Raw genomic sequence first — 13,671 nt, forward strand, 5'->3', positions numbered from 1 at the left:
CATATGAAAATGGCGGTGGACACGCCACCGCCATTCAAGGAAGCGCTGGTAAGTCACGCTGCGCGACGCTTGCGGTCGGGCGAGACCGCCTCGTCGGTGAGAGACTTCACGGCATCCTCGAGCTTCAGCGATTCCTGGTCGCGGGAGCCAAGCCGGCGGACATTGACGGTTTCCTCTTCCGCCTCGCGCCTGCCGCAGACGAGGATGACCGGCACCTTGGCGAGCGAATGCTCGCGTACCTTGTAGTTGATCTTCTCGTTGCGCAGGTCGGCTTCGGCGAGCAGCCCCGCGGCCTTCAGCCGCTCGACCACATTCAAGGCGTACTCGTCCGCATCCGAGGTGATCGTCGCCACCACCACCTGCAGCGGCGCGAACCACAGCGGGAAATGGCCGGAATAGTTCTCGATCAGGATGCCGAGGAAGCGCTCCATCGAGCCGCAGACGGCGCGATGCACCATCACCGGCTGCTTCTTCTCCGAATCCGAGCCGATATAGAAGGCACCGAAGCGCTCCGGCAGGTTGAAGTCGACCTGCGTGGTGCCGCATTGCCATTCGCGGCCGATGGCGTCCTTCAGCACATATTCGAACTTCGGCCCGTAGAACGCACCCTCGCCCGGATTGATCGAGGTCTTGATGCGGTTGCCGGAGCGCGTGCGGATCGTCTCCAGCACATTGCTCATGATCGCCTCGGCATGGTCCCAGGCCTCGTCGGTGCCGACGCGCTTGTCCGGCCGGGTCGACAGCTTCACGCTGACCTCCTCGAAGCCGAAATCAGCATAGGTGGACAGGATCAGGTCGTTGATGCGCAGGCATTCGGCCGCGAGCTGCTCCTCGGTGCAGAAGATATGCGCATCGTCCTGCGTGAAGCCGCGCACGCGCATCAGCCCGTGCAGCGCGCCCGACGGCTCGTAGCGATGCACATTGCCGAACTCCGCAAGCTTTACGGGCAGTTCGCGGTATGACTTCAACCCATGCTTGAAGATCTGCACATGGCCCGGACAGTTCATCGGCTTCAGCGCGAAGACGCGGTCGTCGTCGGTGTCGTCGCCGGCGACCGTGACCTTGAACATCGCATCACGGTACCAGCCCCAGTGTCCGGACGTCTCCCACAGGCTCTTGTCCAGCACCTGCGGCGCATTGACTTCCTGATAGCCGTGCTCGTCGAGGCGGCGGCGCATGTAGTTGATCAGGTTCTGCACCATCTTCCAGCCCTTGGCGTGCCAGAAGACGACGCCCGGTCCCTCTTCCTGGAAATGGAACAGGTCCATCTCGCGGCCGAGCTTGCGGTGGTCGCGCTTCTCGGCCTCTTCCAGCAGGGTCTGGTAGGCATCGAGCTGCGCCTGGTCGGCAAAGGCTGTGCCGTAGATGCGCGTCAGCATCGGATTGTTCGAGTCGCCGCGCCAATAGGCGCCCGCCACCTTCATGAGCTTGAAGGCATTGCCGATCTGCCCGGTCGAGGCCATGTGCGGACCGCGGCACAGGTCGAACCAGTCGCCCTGTGCGTAGATTTTGAGGTCCTGGTCCTCCGGAATCGCGTCGATCAGCTCAAGCTTGTAGCGCTCGCCCTTCTCGGCGAAGACCTTCTTCGCCTTCTCGCGCGACCACACTTCCTTGGTGAACGGCTTGTTGCGCTGGATGATCTCGCGCATCTTCTTTTCGATCACCGGAAAATCGTCCGGCGTGAACGGCTCGTTCCTGGCAAAGTCGTAATAGAACCCGTTCTCGATAACCGGCCCGATCGTCACCTGCGTTCCCGGCCACAGCTCCTGCACGGCCTCGGCCAGCACATGCGCCGCATCGTGGCGGATGAGCTCCAGCGCGCGCGGATCCTCGCGGGTGATGATCTCGACCTTGCCGGACGTGCCGAGCGGATCGGAAAGATCGCGAACGATGCCGTCGAGGCTATAGGCCACAGCCTTCTTGGCCAGCGACTTGGAGATCGATTCGGCAAGACCGGCACCGGTCAGCGCCGCGTCGTAGTCGCGGACGGAACCATCGGGAAATGTCAGGGAAACGGAATTCGGCATCAGGGTTCTCCTATCCAGTCCCGCAAACGAGCGCGGGTGGTGAAATGCATGTCGCTGGATGCGTTGCGGCTTGCAGAGGGTTAGCCGGAGGCGTCCGGCGCGGCAGTCTTTTATGAGGAGTTTCCGCCGCCGTAAAGCCGCCAGCCATCTATTTGATAGGCTGTTCTATTTGATGAGGTCGGGCAAATCCTTCAGGAACGCCGCCCGCGTCGCGAGACCCTTCGGCTCTCCGGTACGCTTGGCATCGACGACCAGCCTTGCAAAGACGATGCGGCGGCTCCCCTTCTCGGCCCAGCCGACGAACCAGCCGAGCGAGTGCTTGCCGTCCTGGCCGAGTCTGGTGCTGCCCGTCTTGCCTCGCACCGTCCAGTCCCCTGCCGCGAAGGTCGGCAGGATCGCCCTGGTCATCTCATGCGCCTTCGCTGACACCGGCATCTTGCCGGCGAGCAGCTGGCGCAGAAACGCCGTCTGCTCGACCGGCGATATTTCGAGCGAGGAATTGATCCAGGATTGCGTCAGCCCGTTGTCCTTGCCGGCATCGCCCGAGACGTCCTTGTTGCCATAGCCGAATTTCGCCACATAACCGGCGAACTTCTCGGCGCCGAGATGCCGCGTGATCTCGCGCGAATACCAGACGATGGAATCGCGCTCCCAGATCGTCGGATCGACGGTCTTCTGGTCGCGCTTCGCCGCCTTGAACTCCGGCTTGTACTCCCAGCTCGGCGTATGCTCGTCGCTCAGGATGCCGGCATCGTAGCCGATCAGCGCCAGGGGCACCTTGAAGGTAGAAGCCGGGCTGACGCGCTGCTCGCAGACGCCGTCCTGGTAAAGTGTTGCGCCGCTTTGCTGGTCCTGGACCAGCGTGCAGTGGATGTCGCCGAGCGGCGCCGATTGCGCCCGCACCGGCAAGCCCAGCATCCAGGCCAGCAGGAAAAGGACGATGGCGAAAATGAAAGGATAGCGGTCCATCTGGCGCATGGCGAAGTCACTCCGGAATGAGATTGCAGGAGCGGCTTAGCGAGGCGACTTGTCTCGATTTTGTCTCAAATTCGCAGTGTTCGTGCAGCTTCGCGTTAACCCTACCGGATCGTTAAAATCCGCGTCGCGCGGGACGGCGAAGCGATCAGATTTCGGGCTCGCTGTGCCTTTTGCCGATCCGCCAATAGCGCCAGGGCATGAACCAGACATAGCGCTGGGCAAGCACCTCCGGCACGCGGTCGATGCCATGCGTCCCAAACGGCCCGCAGCGCAGCACCCGGAACAGTCCCATCCAGCCGCCCGCCCACAGGCCATGGCGGGCAATCGCCTCATGCGCATATTCGGAGCAGGTCGGCAGATGCCGGCAGCTGTTGCCGACAAAGCCGGACAGCGTCAGCTGGTAGAGACGCACGAGCGAGGTCCCCAGGATGCGCCCGGGCGTCTTGCGCCAAGGCCCCGGCCAGTTGCGCCCGCGCTGGATTGGCCGGCCACCATGCGTATGTTCGGGATGGTCGCCCACCCGCATCTCCGCGGTTGTTTTGCTACGCGATAGATGTGTCCTTCCGACCTCGAACGCAACGCCTTTTCCCCTCACGGCCTGCGGCGACGGACAGGATGCCGGTCGGCCACTGGCGCATGGAACTGCCGGGCCTTTTCTCGCACCAGCCGGGGTGCCGGCTCTTGTCGCGCCACTGAAACGTCGCGATCAGCATGACATCGCTCAGAATGGCCAGGAACTGGTTCATGGCAGTGCTCCTTTGAGCACCGATTAGACTGCCGCTGGCCTTCCGCCTCAAACGAGTATAATTTCCGCTTCGGATAACCTGAGGTTATGCGATATGAAGCGTGGCCGGCTGCCGCTGACGGCGCTCAGGAGCTTCGAATCTGCCGGCCGGCACCTTAGTTTCAGCCTGGCGGCCGAGGAGCTTTATGTCTCGCAGGCCGCGATCAGCCGGCAGATACGCGAGCTCGAGACCTTTTTGGGCAGACCGCTGTTTCTGCGCCTCCATCGCCGCGTCGAGCTGACGGATGCCGGGCAAAAGCTGCTCGACCGATTGGTCAGAAGCTTCGACGACATCGACCGGGTGCTATCGGAGCTTACGGCCTCGCCGGCGCAGGCCGTGGTCCGTATAAGCGTCGAACCCTCGCTTGCCGCCGTATGGCTGGTGCCACGGCTCAATCGCTTCCGCCAATTGCGGCCTGATATCGATGTGTCGCTGGAGGTCGATCCGCGCCTGATCGAGTTCCGCAGCGATCAGCCCGAACTCGCCTTGCGTTTTAGCGCCCACGCCACGTCATGGCCGCGTAGCGAGGCCGAGCGCCTGGCCTCGACTGTCGATTCACCGGTCCTGTCGCCGGCGCTGCTCGCCTCCGGCCCTCCGCTGAAAAGGCCGATCGACCTTCGCCATTACACGCTGCTGCATGAGGAAAACCGCCAGGGTTGGGCGCGCTGGTTCCAGGCCGCCGGTGTGCCCGCCGACGCAGTGCCCGCGCGTGGCCCGATGCTGGCCGACATCTCGCTGTCGAAACAGGCCGCGCTGCTCGGACATGGCGTGGCGCTCGGCGATCTCTTGCAGATCGGCGACGAACTTGCGTCAGGCACTTTGATCAAGCCGTTCGATATCGATGTGGCTTCCGGCGCCTACTGGCTGGTGGCCAGGAGCCTGCGGAATCTGCCGGAACCCGCCAAGGCATTTGCCGACTGGATACGAAGCGAATTCGCCGTGACCAGGGAAGCGGCCTGACCGCTGCGCTCAAGCCGCCTGTTCGGCGCGCTTCTTCTCGATCTGGCCGATCGCGTCGACCACCGCGTCGAAGGTCAGCATGGTCGAGGCATGGCGCGCCTTGTAGTCGCGCACCGGCTCCAGATATTTGAGGTCGGCGAAACGGCCTTCCGGCGGCGCGCCGTTCTCCTTCAGCATCTTCAGCATGGTTTCGCGCACGGCGCGCAATTCGTCGGCGCTGGCGCCGACCACATGCTGGGCCATGATCGAGGACGAGGCCTGGCCGAGCGCGCAGGCCTTCACGTCATGGGCGAAATCGGTCACCACGTCACCGTCCATCTTGAGGTCGACGGTGACGGTCGAGCCGCACAATTTGGAATGCGCCCTGGCCGTCGCGTCGGCATCGTCGAGCCGGCCGATCCGCCCAATATTCCCGGCGAAACCGAGAATTTTCGCATTGTAGACGTCGTCGATCATATTTTTCCAGTCCGTCGCCGCCAAGCGAACAGGCTTTGCCGCTCTCGCGTCTTCCTTTCGCGCCGCTCGAACCATATATAATGATCGCAGTCGGGCATCGACAAGGCGACGAAAAAGCCGTTGTCGCTACTCATCTGTTCACGCCGCTTGCGGGATGGAAATGGGCGATTTTCACCCAAAAGGTCGTGGTCCGTTCAACTCGTTCCACCTTTGAGTGGGACTACGGGAGACGCCTTTATGGATGCCGTCATCAAGAAAATCATGCCCCCGTCCGAATATTTGGAAAAGCCCGTCACCGACCGGCCGAGCGAAGCCGAGGTCGAAGCCGCCGTGCGCACGCTTTTGCGCTGGACCGGCGACAATCCGGACCGCGAAGGCCTGGTCGACACGCCCAAGCGCGTCACCAAAGCCTTCCGCGAAATGTTCAACGGCTATGACATGTGCCCGGCCGATGAGCTTGGCCGCACCTTCGAGGAAGTCGCCGGCTATGACGATCTCGTCATCGTCAGGAACATAAAATTCCATTCGCATTGCGAGCATCACATGGTGCCGATTATCGGCAAGGCGCATGTCGGCTATCTGCCTGACGGCAAGGTCGTCGGCCTATCGAAGATCGCGCGCGTCGTCGACATCTTCGCGCACCGGCTGCAGACGCAGGAGGCGATGACCGCGCAGATCGCAGGCGTCATCCAGGACGTGCTCAACCCGCGCGGCGTCGCCGTCATGCTCGAGGCCGAGCATATGTGCATGGCCATGCGCGGCATCCGCAAGCAGGATTCGACCACGCTGACCTCCACCTTCACCGGCGTCTTCAAGGACACGCCGGAGGAGCAGGTCCGCTTCGTCACCATGGTGCGCGCCGGCGGCTGATCGCCGGCCATCGCCGGCCACTAGAAAGAAAGATCTACCGGCGATGTCGGCACTGCAATTCCCCAAAGCCCCATCCGATAAGAAATCGCTGGAGGAAGGCTCCGTCCTTTCTCCGCGCTTCGATGCGGCCGGCCTCGTCACGGTCGTCGTCACCGATGCCGGCGACGGCATGCTCTTGATGGTCGCACATATGAACGCCGAGGCGCTGGCGCTGACGCTTGAGACCGGCATTGCTCATTACTGGTCGCGCTCGCGCAAAGCGCTGTGGAAGAAGGGCGAGACCTCGGGGAATTTCCAGCAGGTCGTCGAGATGCGCACGGATTGTGACCAAGACGCGATATGGTTGCGCGTCAAAGTGTTGGGCCACGACGCAACCTGCCACACCGGACGGCGTTCTTGTTTTTATCGGACGGTGGGGCTCAGCGACGGCAAGGCGGTGCTTGTCGGCGATGGCAGCAAGCCGCTGTTCGATGCGAACCAGACGTATCGGAAGCCGGTGTGAACCATTCGATATTCACAAACCATTCAGATTCACTATTCTCAAATATCCTTTTGGTAGAAGGGATATGGGACAAGGGAGATCATGATGCTCGAATGGGCGTCATTGCGCAGCAGACCTGACGTTCGGGAGGCCAATGGCCCGGCATCGTCCGGCGGCGCGTCTGACCCGACCTCTCAGAAGAAAATCGGCATTTCGCTGGCGCTCGGCGGCGGTTGCGCCAGGGGCTGGGCCCATATCGGTGTGCTGCGCGCGCTCGACGAGGCCGGCATCGAAGTATCGATGATTGCCGGCACCTCGATCGGCGCGCTGGTCGGCGGCTGCTACCTTGCCGGCAAGCTGGACGAGCTGGAGGAGTTTGCCCGAAGCCTGACCAAGCGGCGCATCTTCGGCCTTCTTGATCTCAATCTGCGCGGCAGCGGCCTGTTCGGCGGCATGAAGCTCGACGCGCGGCTGCGCGAGCATCTGGCCGGCGTCCGCTTCGAGAACTTGTCGAAGCCCTTTGTTGCCGTCACTTCGGAAATTCGCACCGGCCATGAGATCTGGCTGTCGAATGGCTCGCTGATCACCGCCATGCGCGCCTCCTACGCGCTGCCGGGCGTTTTCGAGCCGGTAAACTGCAACGGCCGCATCCTGGTCGACGGCGCGCTGGTCAATCCGGTGCCTGTGTCGGTCTGCCGCGCCTATGAGCAGCCGCTCGTGGTCGCCGTCAACCTGCACTACGACCTGTTCGGCCGCGCCGCCGTGATAAAGCACAGCGCCGGCGAACTGGTCGTGGAGAATGACGCGCCGAGACTCGGCCAGCCCGAGCATCAGGCCCATCATACCCGCCTTGGCATCACCGGCGTGATGGTCGAGGCGTTCAACATCATCCAGGACCGGATTTCGCGCGCCCGGCTGGCCGGCGACCCGCCGGACATGTCGCTGCAGCCCAAACTCAGCCATATCGGCCTGACCGAATTCCACCGCGCCGACGAGGCGATCAGCATCGGCTACCAGGCGACGAAGGCGCAGATCAGCGAACTGACCCGGCTGCAGTCCGTTCTGGTGTGAATTCCGCTACTTCCTCTACACAGTGATTTGGAAAGATTCCGGGCTTGTCGGGCAAGTCTATCAATGTCCGTTGCCATAGTCAGCGCAAACGCTGGCCATGAGCTGAAGGCTCCTGAACCTCGTCATTCCAGGGCGGAGCAAGGAGCGAAGCGACGCGCGCAGACCCTGGAATCCATGCCGTTACCTGGACCGAGGTGTGCAACGGTGCAGAATTCTGGATCGCCGCGGCGCTTCGAGGCCACGGCATGGATCCTCGGGTCTGCGCGCGTCGCTTCGCTCCTTGCTCCGCCCGTGGATGACGACCGCGATAGGCGTCTCGGCCAATCGCCAAGGCATGGGATCTGCCAACGCACACTAACCAACCGGTCAAAACGTCTGTGTCAAGGTACTACTGCGTCGTTAAGCGAGTGCCGCATCGCTGATGCGGAACTGCACCATGCGGTTGCCGTTCCAGTAATTGCCCGACAATGAACCGGCGATATGCACGGTCCTGCCCCTGTTCTTAAACAGGAATTCGCCGAGCGCGGTGTCGACCGCACGGAACGCTATGGCTTGGATGTTGCCGCCGCTTTGCGACTGCAGATCCACGCGGATGTGGTTGGTGCCGATCGCGCGCGCGTCGGCCAGCCGATGGCGCGGCAGCACGAATACCGGCGCGATGTGCCCGGCCCCGAATGGCCCGGCTTTCTCCAGCGCGTCGAGTAGCGCGATCGTGGCGCCCTCGGCGGCCAAGGCGCCGTCGATCGCCAGGCTCTCCTCGTTCTGCAGCCGGAACACGTCGGCCGCGGCGCGCTCCTCAAAAAAGGCGCGCAGTTCGCCGAGCTTGGAGCGCTCGACGGTGATGCCCGCAGCCATCGCGTGGCCGCCGCCCTTGACGATCAGCCCGGCCTCGGCAGCCTCGCGCACCAGCCGGCCGAGATCGAAGCCGGTCACCGAGCGGCCGGAGCCCGTGCCGATGCCGGTCGAGTTGAAGGCGATGGCGAAGGCCGGCCGGCGCGCATGATCCTTGAGCCGCGAGGCGATCAGCCCGACGATGCCCGGATGCCAGCTGTTGCTGGCGGTGACGATGACTGCCGGACCGTTGCCGCCCGCAAGCTCCGCATCGGCCTCGGCGCGCGCCTGCGCCAGCATCTCCTGTTCCATCTGCTGGCGTTCCTGGTTCAGCCGGTCCAGCGTCTCGGCAATGCCTGCCGCCTCGACGGGATCGTCGGTGGCCAGAAGCCGGCTGCCGAGCGCGGCATCGCCGATGCGGCCGCCGGCATTGATGCGCGGGCCGATCAGGAAGGACAGATGGAAGGTGTTGATCGGCTCGCCGATGCGCGAGACCCGCGCCAGTGCCGCCAGCCCCTCATTCTTCTGCTGGCGCAACACCTGCAGCCCCTTGACGACGAAGGCGCGGTTGACGCCGGTGAGCGGGACCACGTCACAGACCGTCGCCAGCGCCACCAGATCGAGCATCGAAAGCAGGTCGACCGGTGCGGCATTCGGCAGCCTCTCGCGCAGCACTTTGGCCGTCTGTACCAGGCACAGGAAGACGACCCCGGCGGCGCACAGATGTCCCTGCCCCGACAGGTCGTCCTCGCGATTGGGATTGACCACGGCGTCCGCCGCCGGCAACGGGCCGCCGACCTGGTGATGATCGAGCACCACGACATCCGCGCCGGCTTGCCTGGCCGCGTCGATCGAGGTCGCGCTGTTGGTGCCGCAGTCGACGGTGACGATCAGCTTCGCGCCGCGCGAGATCAAGTCCCGCATCGCTTCCGGATTGGGCCCGTAGCCTTCGAAGATGCGGTCCGGGATGTAGATTTCGGACGGCACCGAAAAATGCGTGAGAAAGCGTTTGATGAGCGCCGACGAGGCCGCGCCGTCGACATCATAATCGCCGAAGATCGCCACTTTTTTGTGGGCGACGACCGCATCGGCCAGCCTCGCCGCCGCTTTCTCCATATCGGTCAGCGATGCTGGATTCGGCAGAAGCTCGCGAATGGTCGGATCGAGGAAGCGCGCGGTCTGCTCCACGCTGACGCCGCGCCCGGCAAGCACTCGCGCCACGATGTCGGGCACGCCATGGCCCTGCGCCATGGCCAAGGCGGCCATGTCCTGGCGCTCGGTCAGCCGGTGTTCCCACGAAACACCGGTCGCCGACTGCCTGACATCGAGGAAGAACCGTTTCTCGCCCGTCATGCGACGCGCCGTCTGCACATCATCATTGCGCAGATATCAATATGCGACGGCCGGAGCAATTGCGGGGAAGCGGGCAAACCGGGAAAGGTGTGGAACGTTTTCCTCGAATTGCGGCAAAACGCCCGGACGAAGCGAAATCAGAACTTATCCAGATCCTGGTGACGCGCCTTGATCTCGCGCACCGTGCGCGAGGACGACCGCAGCACGATGGTGTGCGTGGTGATGAAAGTGCGGCCGAACTTCACCCCGTCGAGCAAATTGCCGTCGGTGACGCCGGTCGCCGCGAACAGCACGTCGCCCCGCGCCATGTCCTGGGCGCGATAGATCCGCTTCGGGTCGGAAATGCCCATTTGGTGCGCGCGCGCCACCTTCTCCGGCGTGTCGAGGATCAGCCGGCCCTGCATCTGTCCGCCGGTGCAGCGAAGTGCGGCCGCCGCCAGCACGCCCTCCGGCGCGCCGCCGGTGCCGAGATAGATGTCGATGCCGGTCTCGTCCGGATCGGTGGTGTGGATGACGCCCGCGACATCGCCGTCGCCAATCAGCCGGATCGCGGCGCCCGTGGCGCGCACGGCGTCGATCAGCCTGGCGTGACGCGGCCGGTCGAGGATGCAGGCGGTGATGTCGGAAATCGCCACGCCCTTGGCCTTGGCCAGATTGGCGAGGTTTTCCTCCGGCGAGGCGTCGATGTCGATCAGACCTTCGGGATAGCCGGGGCCGATGGCGATCTTGTCCATATAGACATCGGGCGCGAACAGCAGGCTGCCCTTTTCCGCAATCGCGATTACGGCAAGCGCGTTGGGCAGGTTCTTGGCGCAGATCGTCGTGCCCTCGAGCGGATCGAGCGCGATGTCGACGGCCGGACCCTTGCCGGTGCCGACCTCCTCGCCGATATAGAGCATCGGCGCCTCGTCGCGCTCGCCCTCGCCGATCACCACCGTGCCTTTGATGGCCAGCCGGTTGAGCTCCTGGCGCATGGCATCGACCGCCACCTGATCGGCAGCCTTCTCATCGCCGCGCCCGCGCAGCCTTGCCGCCGCGACGGCGGCCCGTTCAGTGACGCGCACGACTTCCATCGTAAGGATCCGGTCGAGACCGGCGGTGATGTCCTGGGCTATGTTCATGGAGAGAAATTCCTCGTGAAACTCAACCTCCCGCCAGAGGTGGGCTTCTTCTGACAAAGCTCCATGACAACGGCAAGACTTGCCCCGTCAATTTTTGAAATGACAGCAAAATCAATCGATTGAAGACGAAACCGGACTTGGTTTATTCCGCCCGCTCGATGCGGATCACCTGCGGCTTGTCGGTCAGATGACCGTCCTTGGTGATGCCTTCGACGGCCTTGCGCACCGCCGCTTCCGTCGTCTCGTGGGTAACGAGGATGACCGTCTTCTGCGCCTGCGTTTCCGCGCCGGCCGCCTGCTGGACGATCGATTCCAGCGAGATGTCGTTGTCGGCCATGCGTTTGGCGATGGCCGCGAAGACGCCCGTGCGGTCATGCACGGTCAACCGGATGAAATAGCCGCCGGCATGGCTGCGCATCTGCGCTTTCTTGTAAGGCTTCAATTCCTTCGCCGGCCAGCCGAAGACCGGGCCATGCTGGAAGCCCGGTCGGCTCTTGGCGATGTCGGCGATGTCGCCGACGACCGCCGAGGCGGTGGCATTGCCGCCCGCGCCAGGACCCGAGAGCAAGAGCTCGCCCAGAATATCGGTCTCGATCGCCACCGCGTTTGTGACGCCATGCACCTGCGCGATGACCGACGCCGTCGGCACCATGGTCGGATGGACACGCTGCTCTATGCCGCTATCGGTGCGCTGCGCGACGCCGAGCAGCTTGATGCGGTAGCCGAGATCGCCCGCCGCGCGGATGTCGGCTTGGGTGATGTTGGCGATGCCTTCCATATAGATGTCGCCGGCGGCGATCTTCGTCCCAAACGCAAGGCTGGTCAGGATCGACAATTTGTGCGCCGTGTCATGGCCTTCGATGTCGAAGGTCGGATCGGCTTCGGCGTAGCCCAGCCGCTGCGCGTCCTTCAGGCAGACGTCGAAGGAGATGCCTTCGGCTTCCATGCGCGTCAGGATGTAGTTGCACGTGCCGTTGAGAATGCCGAAGACGCGGGTCACCGCGTTGCCCGCCATTGCCTCTCGCATCGTCTTGATGACCGGGATGCCGCCGGCCACCGCCGCCTCGTAGTTGAGCAGCACACCCTTCTTCTCGGCGATCTCGGCAAGCGCCACGCCATGCTTAGCAAGCAGCGCCTTGTTGGCGGTCACGACATGGCGCCCGGCCTCGAGCGCCGCTTTCACCGAGAGCCGCGCCGGCCCCTCGTCACCGCCGATCAGCTCGACGAAGACGTCGATATCGGCCTTTTCGGCCAGCTTGGCCGGATCGTCGAACCATTTGGCGACGCTGAGATCAATGCCTCGGTCGCGTTTCGGATCGCGGGCCGAAACGGCGGTCACAACGATGTCGCGACCGCACTGCCGGGTAAGCTCGGCCGCCTTGTCGCGCAGCACGCGCGCCACCGAGGCGCCCACCGTGCCAAGGCCGGCAATTCCAACACGCAATGCTTCAGCCATGACCGGCGACGCCCCTCAACTTGCAAAAAATGTCAGGTGCAAAAAATGTCAGGCAACTCAACGATGAGCGGCTAAAGGCACCACATTGTTGGGCTGCTTGGCGGTGGTCGCGAGGAACTTCTTGATGTTGCGCGCGGCCTGGCGGATCCGGTGCTCGTTCTCGACCAGCGCCAAGCGCACATAGTCGTCGCCATGCTCGCCGAAGCCGACGCCCGGCGCCACCGCGACATCCGCATGCTCGATGAGCAGCTTGGAGAATTCCAGCGAGCCGAGATGGCGAAACGGCTCCGGGATCGGCGCCCAGGCGAACATCGACGCGGCCGGCGCGGGAATGGTCCAGCCGGCGCGGCCGAAGGAATCGACCATCACGTCGCGCCGCTTGTGGTAGACCTCGCGCACCTCCTCGATGTCCGCGCCGTCGCCGTTCAGCGCATGCGCCGCCGCAACCTGGATCGGTGTGAACGCGCCATAGTCGAGGTAGGACTTCACCCGCGTCAGCGCCGAAATCAGCCGCTCGTTGCCGACCGCGAAGCCCATGCGCCACCCGGGCATGGAAAAGGTCTTCGACATCGAGGTGAACTCGACGCAGACATCCATCGCGCCCGGCACCTGCAGAACCGATGGCGGCGGATTGCCGTCGAAATAGATTTCCGAATAGGCGAGATCCGACAGGATGATGATGTCGTTCTTCTTCGCGAAGGCCACCACGTCCTTGTAGAAATCGAGCGAGGCGACAAGCGCCGTCGGGTTAGACGGATAATTGAGGATCAGCGCCAGCGGCTTGGGGATCGAATGGCGGATGCCGCGCTCGACCGCCGGGATGAAGCCGTCATCGGGCTCCACCTGCAGCGAGCGGATCACCCCGCCCGACATGATGAAGCCGAAGGCGTGGATCGGATAGGTCGGGTTGGGGCACAGGATAACGTCGCCGGGCGCGGTGATCGCCTGCGCCATGTTGGCGAAGCCCTCTTTCGAGCCCAGCGTCGCCACCACCTGCGTGTCGGGATTGAGCTTCACGCCGAAGCGGCGCTGATAATAATTCGCCTGGGCGCGGCGCAGGCCCGGAATGCCGCGCGAAGCGGAGTAGCGATGCGTGCGCGGATCGCGCACCACTTCGCACAATTTGTCGACGATGGCTTTCGGCGTCGGCAGGTCCGGATTGCCCATGCCAAGGTCGATGATGTCGGCGCCGCGCGAACGGGCGCTGGCCTTCAGCCGGTTGACCTGCTCGAACACGTAAGGCGGAAGCCGGCGGACCTTGTGAAATTCTTCCATTTCAGTT

General features: G+C 63.7%; 13 protein-coding genes. 4 read left to right on the plus strand and 9 right to left on the minus strand.

Annotation, left to right across the window (positions count from 1 at the left end; all coding sequences use genetic code 11):
- Positions 1 to 53 precede the first annotated feature (53 nt).
- From thrS to LB526_RS14595, 4 genes are all read right to left on the minus strand, one after another.
- On the minus strand, positions 54 to 2,027 hold the full coding sequence (gene thrS / locus LB526_RS14580) for a threonine--tRNA ligase (protein ID WP_095765065.1): 1,974 nt from the start codon (positions 2,025 to 2,027) through the stop codon (positions 54 to 56).
- Positions 2,028 to 2,192: 165 nt separating this feature from the next.
- Positions 2,193 to 3,005 carry a class D beta-lactamase gene (gene blaOXA, locus LB526_RS14585; RefSeq protein WP_224628163.1) on the minus strand — a complete coding sequence of 271 codons (813 nt, stop codon included), beginning with the start codon at positions 3,003 to 3,005 and terminating at the stop codon, positions 2,193 to 2,195.
- A gap of 145 nt (positions 3,006 to 3,150) precedes the next feature.
- The gene (gene yidD / locus LB526_RS14590) at positions 3,151 to 3,531 is read right to left on the minus strand and encodes a membrane protein insertion efficiency factor YidD (RefSeq protein WP_224543702.1); all 381 of its coding nucleotides are present in this window, start codon (positions 3,529 to 3,531) and stop codon (positions 3,151 to 3,153) included.
- Positions 3,532 to 3,547: 16 nt separating this feature from the next.
- Positions 3,548 to 3,751, minus strand: a complete 204-nt coding sequence (locus tag LB526_RS14595; RefSeq protein ID WP_224525342.1) for a hypothetical protein — start codon at positions 3,749 to 3,751, stop codon at positions 3,548 to 3,550.
- A 93-nt stretch (positions 3,752 to 3,844) separates the two neighbouring features.
- On the opposite strand from LB526_RS14595, the gene LB526_RS14600 reads away from it, so the two are divergent.
- The gene (locus tag LB526_RS14600; RefSeq protein WP_224628164.1) at positions 3,845 to 4,750 is read left to right on the plus strand and encodes a LysR substrate-binding domain-containing protein; all 906 of its coding nucleotides are present in this window, start codon (positions 3,845 to 3,847) and stop codon (positions 4,748 to 4,750) included.
- 9 nt (positions 4,751 to 4,759) lie between these two features.
- On the opposite strand, the gene LB526_RS14605 is transcribed toward LB526_RS14600, so the two are convergent.
- Entirely contained in the window at positions 4,760 to 5,206 is a 447-nt protein-coding gene (locus LB526_RS14605) for an iron-sulfur cluster assembly scaffold protein (RefSeq protein WP_140627330.1), read from the minus strand.
- Between the two features lie 237 nt (positions 5,207 to 5,443).
- On the opposite strand from LB526_RS14605, the gene folE reads away from it, so the two are divergent.
- The 3 genes from folE (at position 5,444) to LB526_RS14620 (ending at position 7,628) form a co-directional block, all read left to right on the plus strand.
- On the plus strand, positions 5,444 to 6,076 hold the full coding sequence (gene folE / locus LB526_RS14610; RefSeq protein ID WP_224511395.1) for a GTP cyclohydrolase I FolE: 633 nt from the start codon (positions 5,444 to 5,446) through the stop codon (positions 6,074 to 6,076).
- 43 nt (positions 6,077 to 6,119) lie between these two features.
- Positions 6,120 to 6,578, plus strand: a complete 459-nt coding sequence (gene hisI, locus LB526_RS14615; protein ID WP_224628166.1) for a phosphoribosyl-AMP cyclohydrolase — start codon at positions 6,120 to 6,122, stop codon at positions 6,576 to 6,578.
- A gap of 84 nt (positions 6,579 to 6,662) precedes the next feature.
- A complete protein-coding gene (locus LB526_RS14620; protein ID WP_224525335.1) occupies positions 6,663 to 7,628 on the plus strand; it encodes a patatin family protein in 966 nt (321 codons plus the stop codon).
- 399 nt (positions 7,629 to 8,027) lie between these two features.
- Here LB526_RS14620 and recJ read toward each other — a convergent pair whose 3' ends face one another.
- The 4 genes from recJ to LB526_RS14640 all read right to left on the minus strand — a co-directional run bounded on the left by recJ (position 8,028) and on the right by LB526_RS14640 (position 13,664).
- Positions 8,028 to 9,812 carry a single-stranded-DNA-specific exonuclease RecJ gene (recJ, locus tag LB526_RS14625; RefSeq protein WP_224628167.1) on the minus strand — a complete coding sequence of 595 codons (1,785 nt, stop codon included), beginning with the start codon at positions 9,810 to 9,812 and terminating at the stop codon, positions 8,028 to 8,030.
- A 137-nt stretch (positions 9,813 to 9,949) separates the two neighbouring features.
- Positions 9,950 to 10,933 carry a class II fructose-bisphosphatase gene (gene glpX, locus LB526_RS14630; protein WP_224628168.1) on the minus strand — a complete coding sequence of 328 codons (984 nt, stop codon included), beginning with the start codon at positions 10,931 to 10,933 and terminating at the stop codon, positions 9,950 to 9,952.
- 142 nt (positions 10,934 to 11,075) lie between these two features.
- Positions 11,076 to 12,389: a homoserine dehydrogenase gene (locus LB526_RS14635; protein ID WP_224628169.1), complete on the minus strand. Its 1,314-nt coding sequence runs from the start codon at positions 12,387 to 12,389 to the stop codon at positions 11,076 to 11,078.
- Between the two features lie 57 nt (positions 12,390 to 12,446).
- Entirely contained in the window at positions 12,447 to 13,664 is a 1,218-nt protein-coding gene (locus LB526_RS14640) for an LL-diaminopimelate aminotransferase (protein ID WP_095765055.1), read from the minus strand.
- Positions 13,665 to 13,671 lie beyond the last annotated feature (7 nt).

Origin of the sequence: Mesorhizobium sp. CA6 (assembly GCF_020165035.1) — a bacterium.
In the GTDB taxonomy this organism is placed as follows: Bacteria; Pseudomonadota; Alphaproteobacteria; order Rhizobiales; family Rhizobiaceae; genus Mesorhizobium.

Bases quoted from the DNA above. Each gene is read 5' to 3' on its own strand.
- LB526_RS14595 (WP_224525342.1), bottom strand. From the start codon at position 3,751: ATGAACCAGTTCCTGGCCATTCTGAGCGATGTCATGCTGATCGCGACG.
- recJ (WP_224628167.1), bottom strand. From the start codon at position 9,812: ATGACGGGCGAGAAACGGTTCTTCCTCGATGTCAGGCAGTCGGCGACC.
- blaOXA (WP_224628163.1), bottom strand. From the start codon at position 3,005: ATGCGCCAGATGGACCGCTATCCTTTCATTTTCGCCATCGTCCTTTTC.
- thrS (WP_095765065.1), bottom strand. From the start codon at position 2,027: ATGCCGAATTCCGTTTCCCTGACATTTCCCGATGGTTCCGTCCGCGAC.
- folE (WP_224511395.1), top strand. From the start codon at position 5,444: ATGGATGCCGTCATCAAGAAAATCATGCCCCCGTCCGAATATTTGGAA.
- glpX (WP_224628168.1), bottom strand. From the start codon at position 10,933: ATGAACATAGCCCAGGACATCACCGCCGGTCTCGACCGGATCCTTACG.
- yidD (WP_224543702.1), bottom strand. From the start codon at position 3,531: ATGCGGGTGGGCGACCATCCCGAACATACGCATGGTGGCCGGCCAATC.
- LB526_RS14640 (WP_095765055.1), bottom strand. From the start codon at position 13,664: ATGGAAGAATTTCACAAGGTCCGCCGGCTTCCGCCTTACGTGTTCGAG.
- hisI (WP_224628166.1), top strand. From the start codon at position 6,120: ATGTCGGCACTGCAATTCCCCAAAGCCCCATCCGATAAGAAATCGCTG.
- LB526_RS14635 (WP_224628169.1), bottom strand. From the start codon at position 12,389: ATGGCTGAAGCATTGCGTGTTGGAATTGCCGGCCTTGGCACGGTGGGC.
- LB526_RS14605 (WP_140627330.1), bottom strand. From the start codon at position 5,206: ATGATCGACGACGTCTACAATGCGAAAATTCTCGGTTTCGCCGGGAAT.
- LB526_RS14600 (WP_224628164.1), top strand. From the start codon at position 3,845: ATGAAGCGTGGCCGGCTGCCGCTGACGGCGCTCAGGAGCTTCGAATCT.
- LB526_RS14620 (WP_224525335.1), top strand. From the start codon at position 6,663: ATGCTCGAATGGGCGTCATTGCGCAGCAGACCTGACGTTCGGGAGGCC.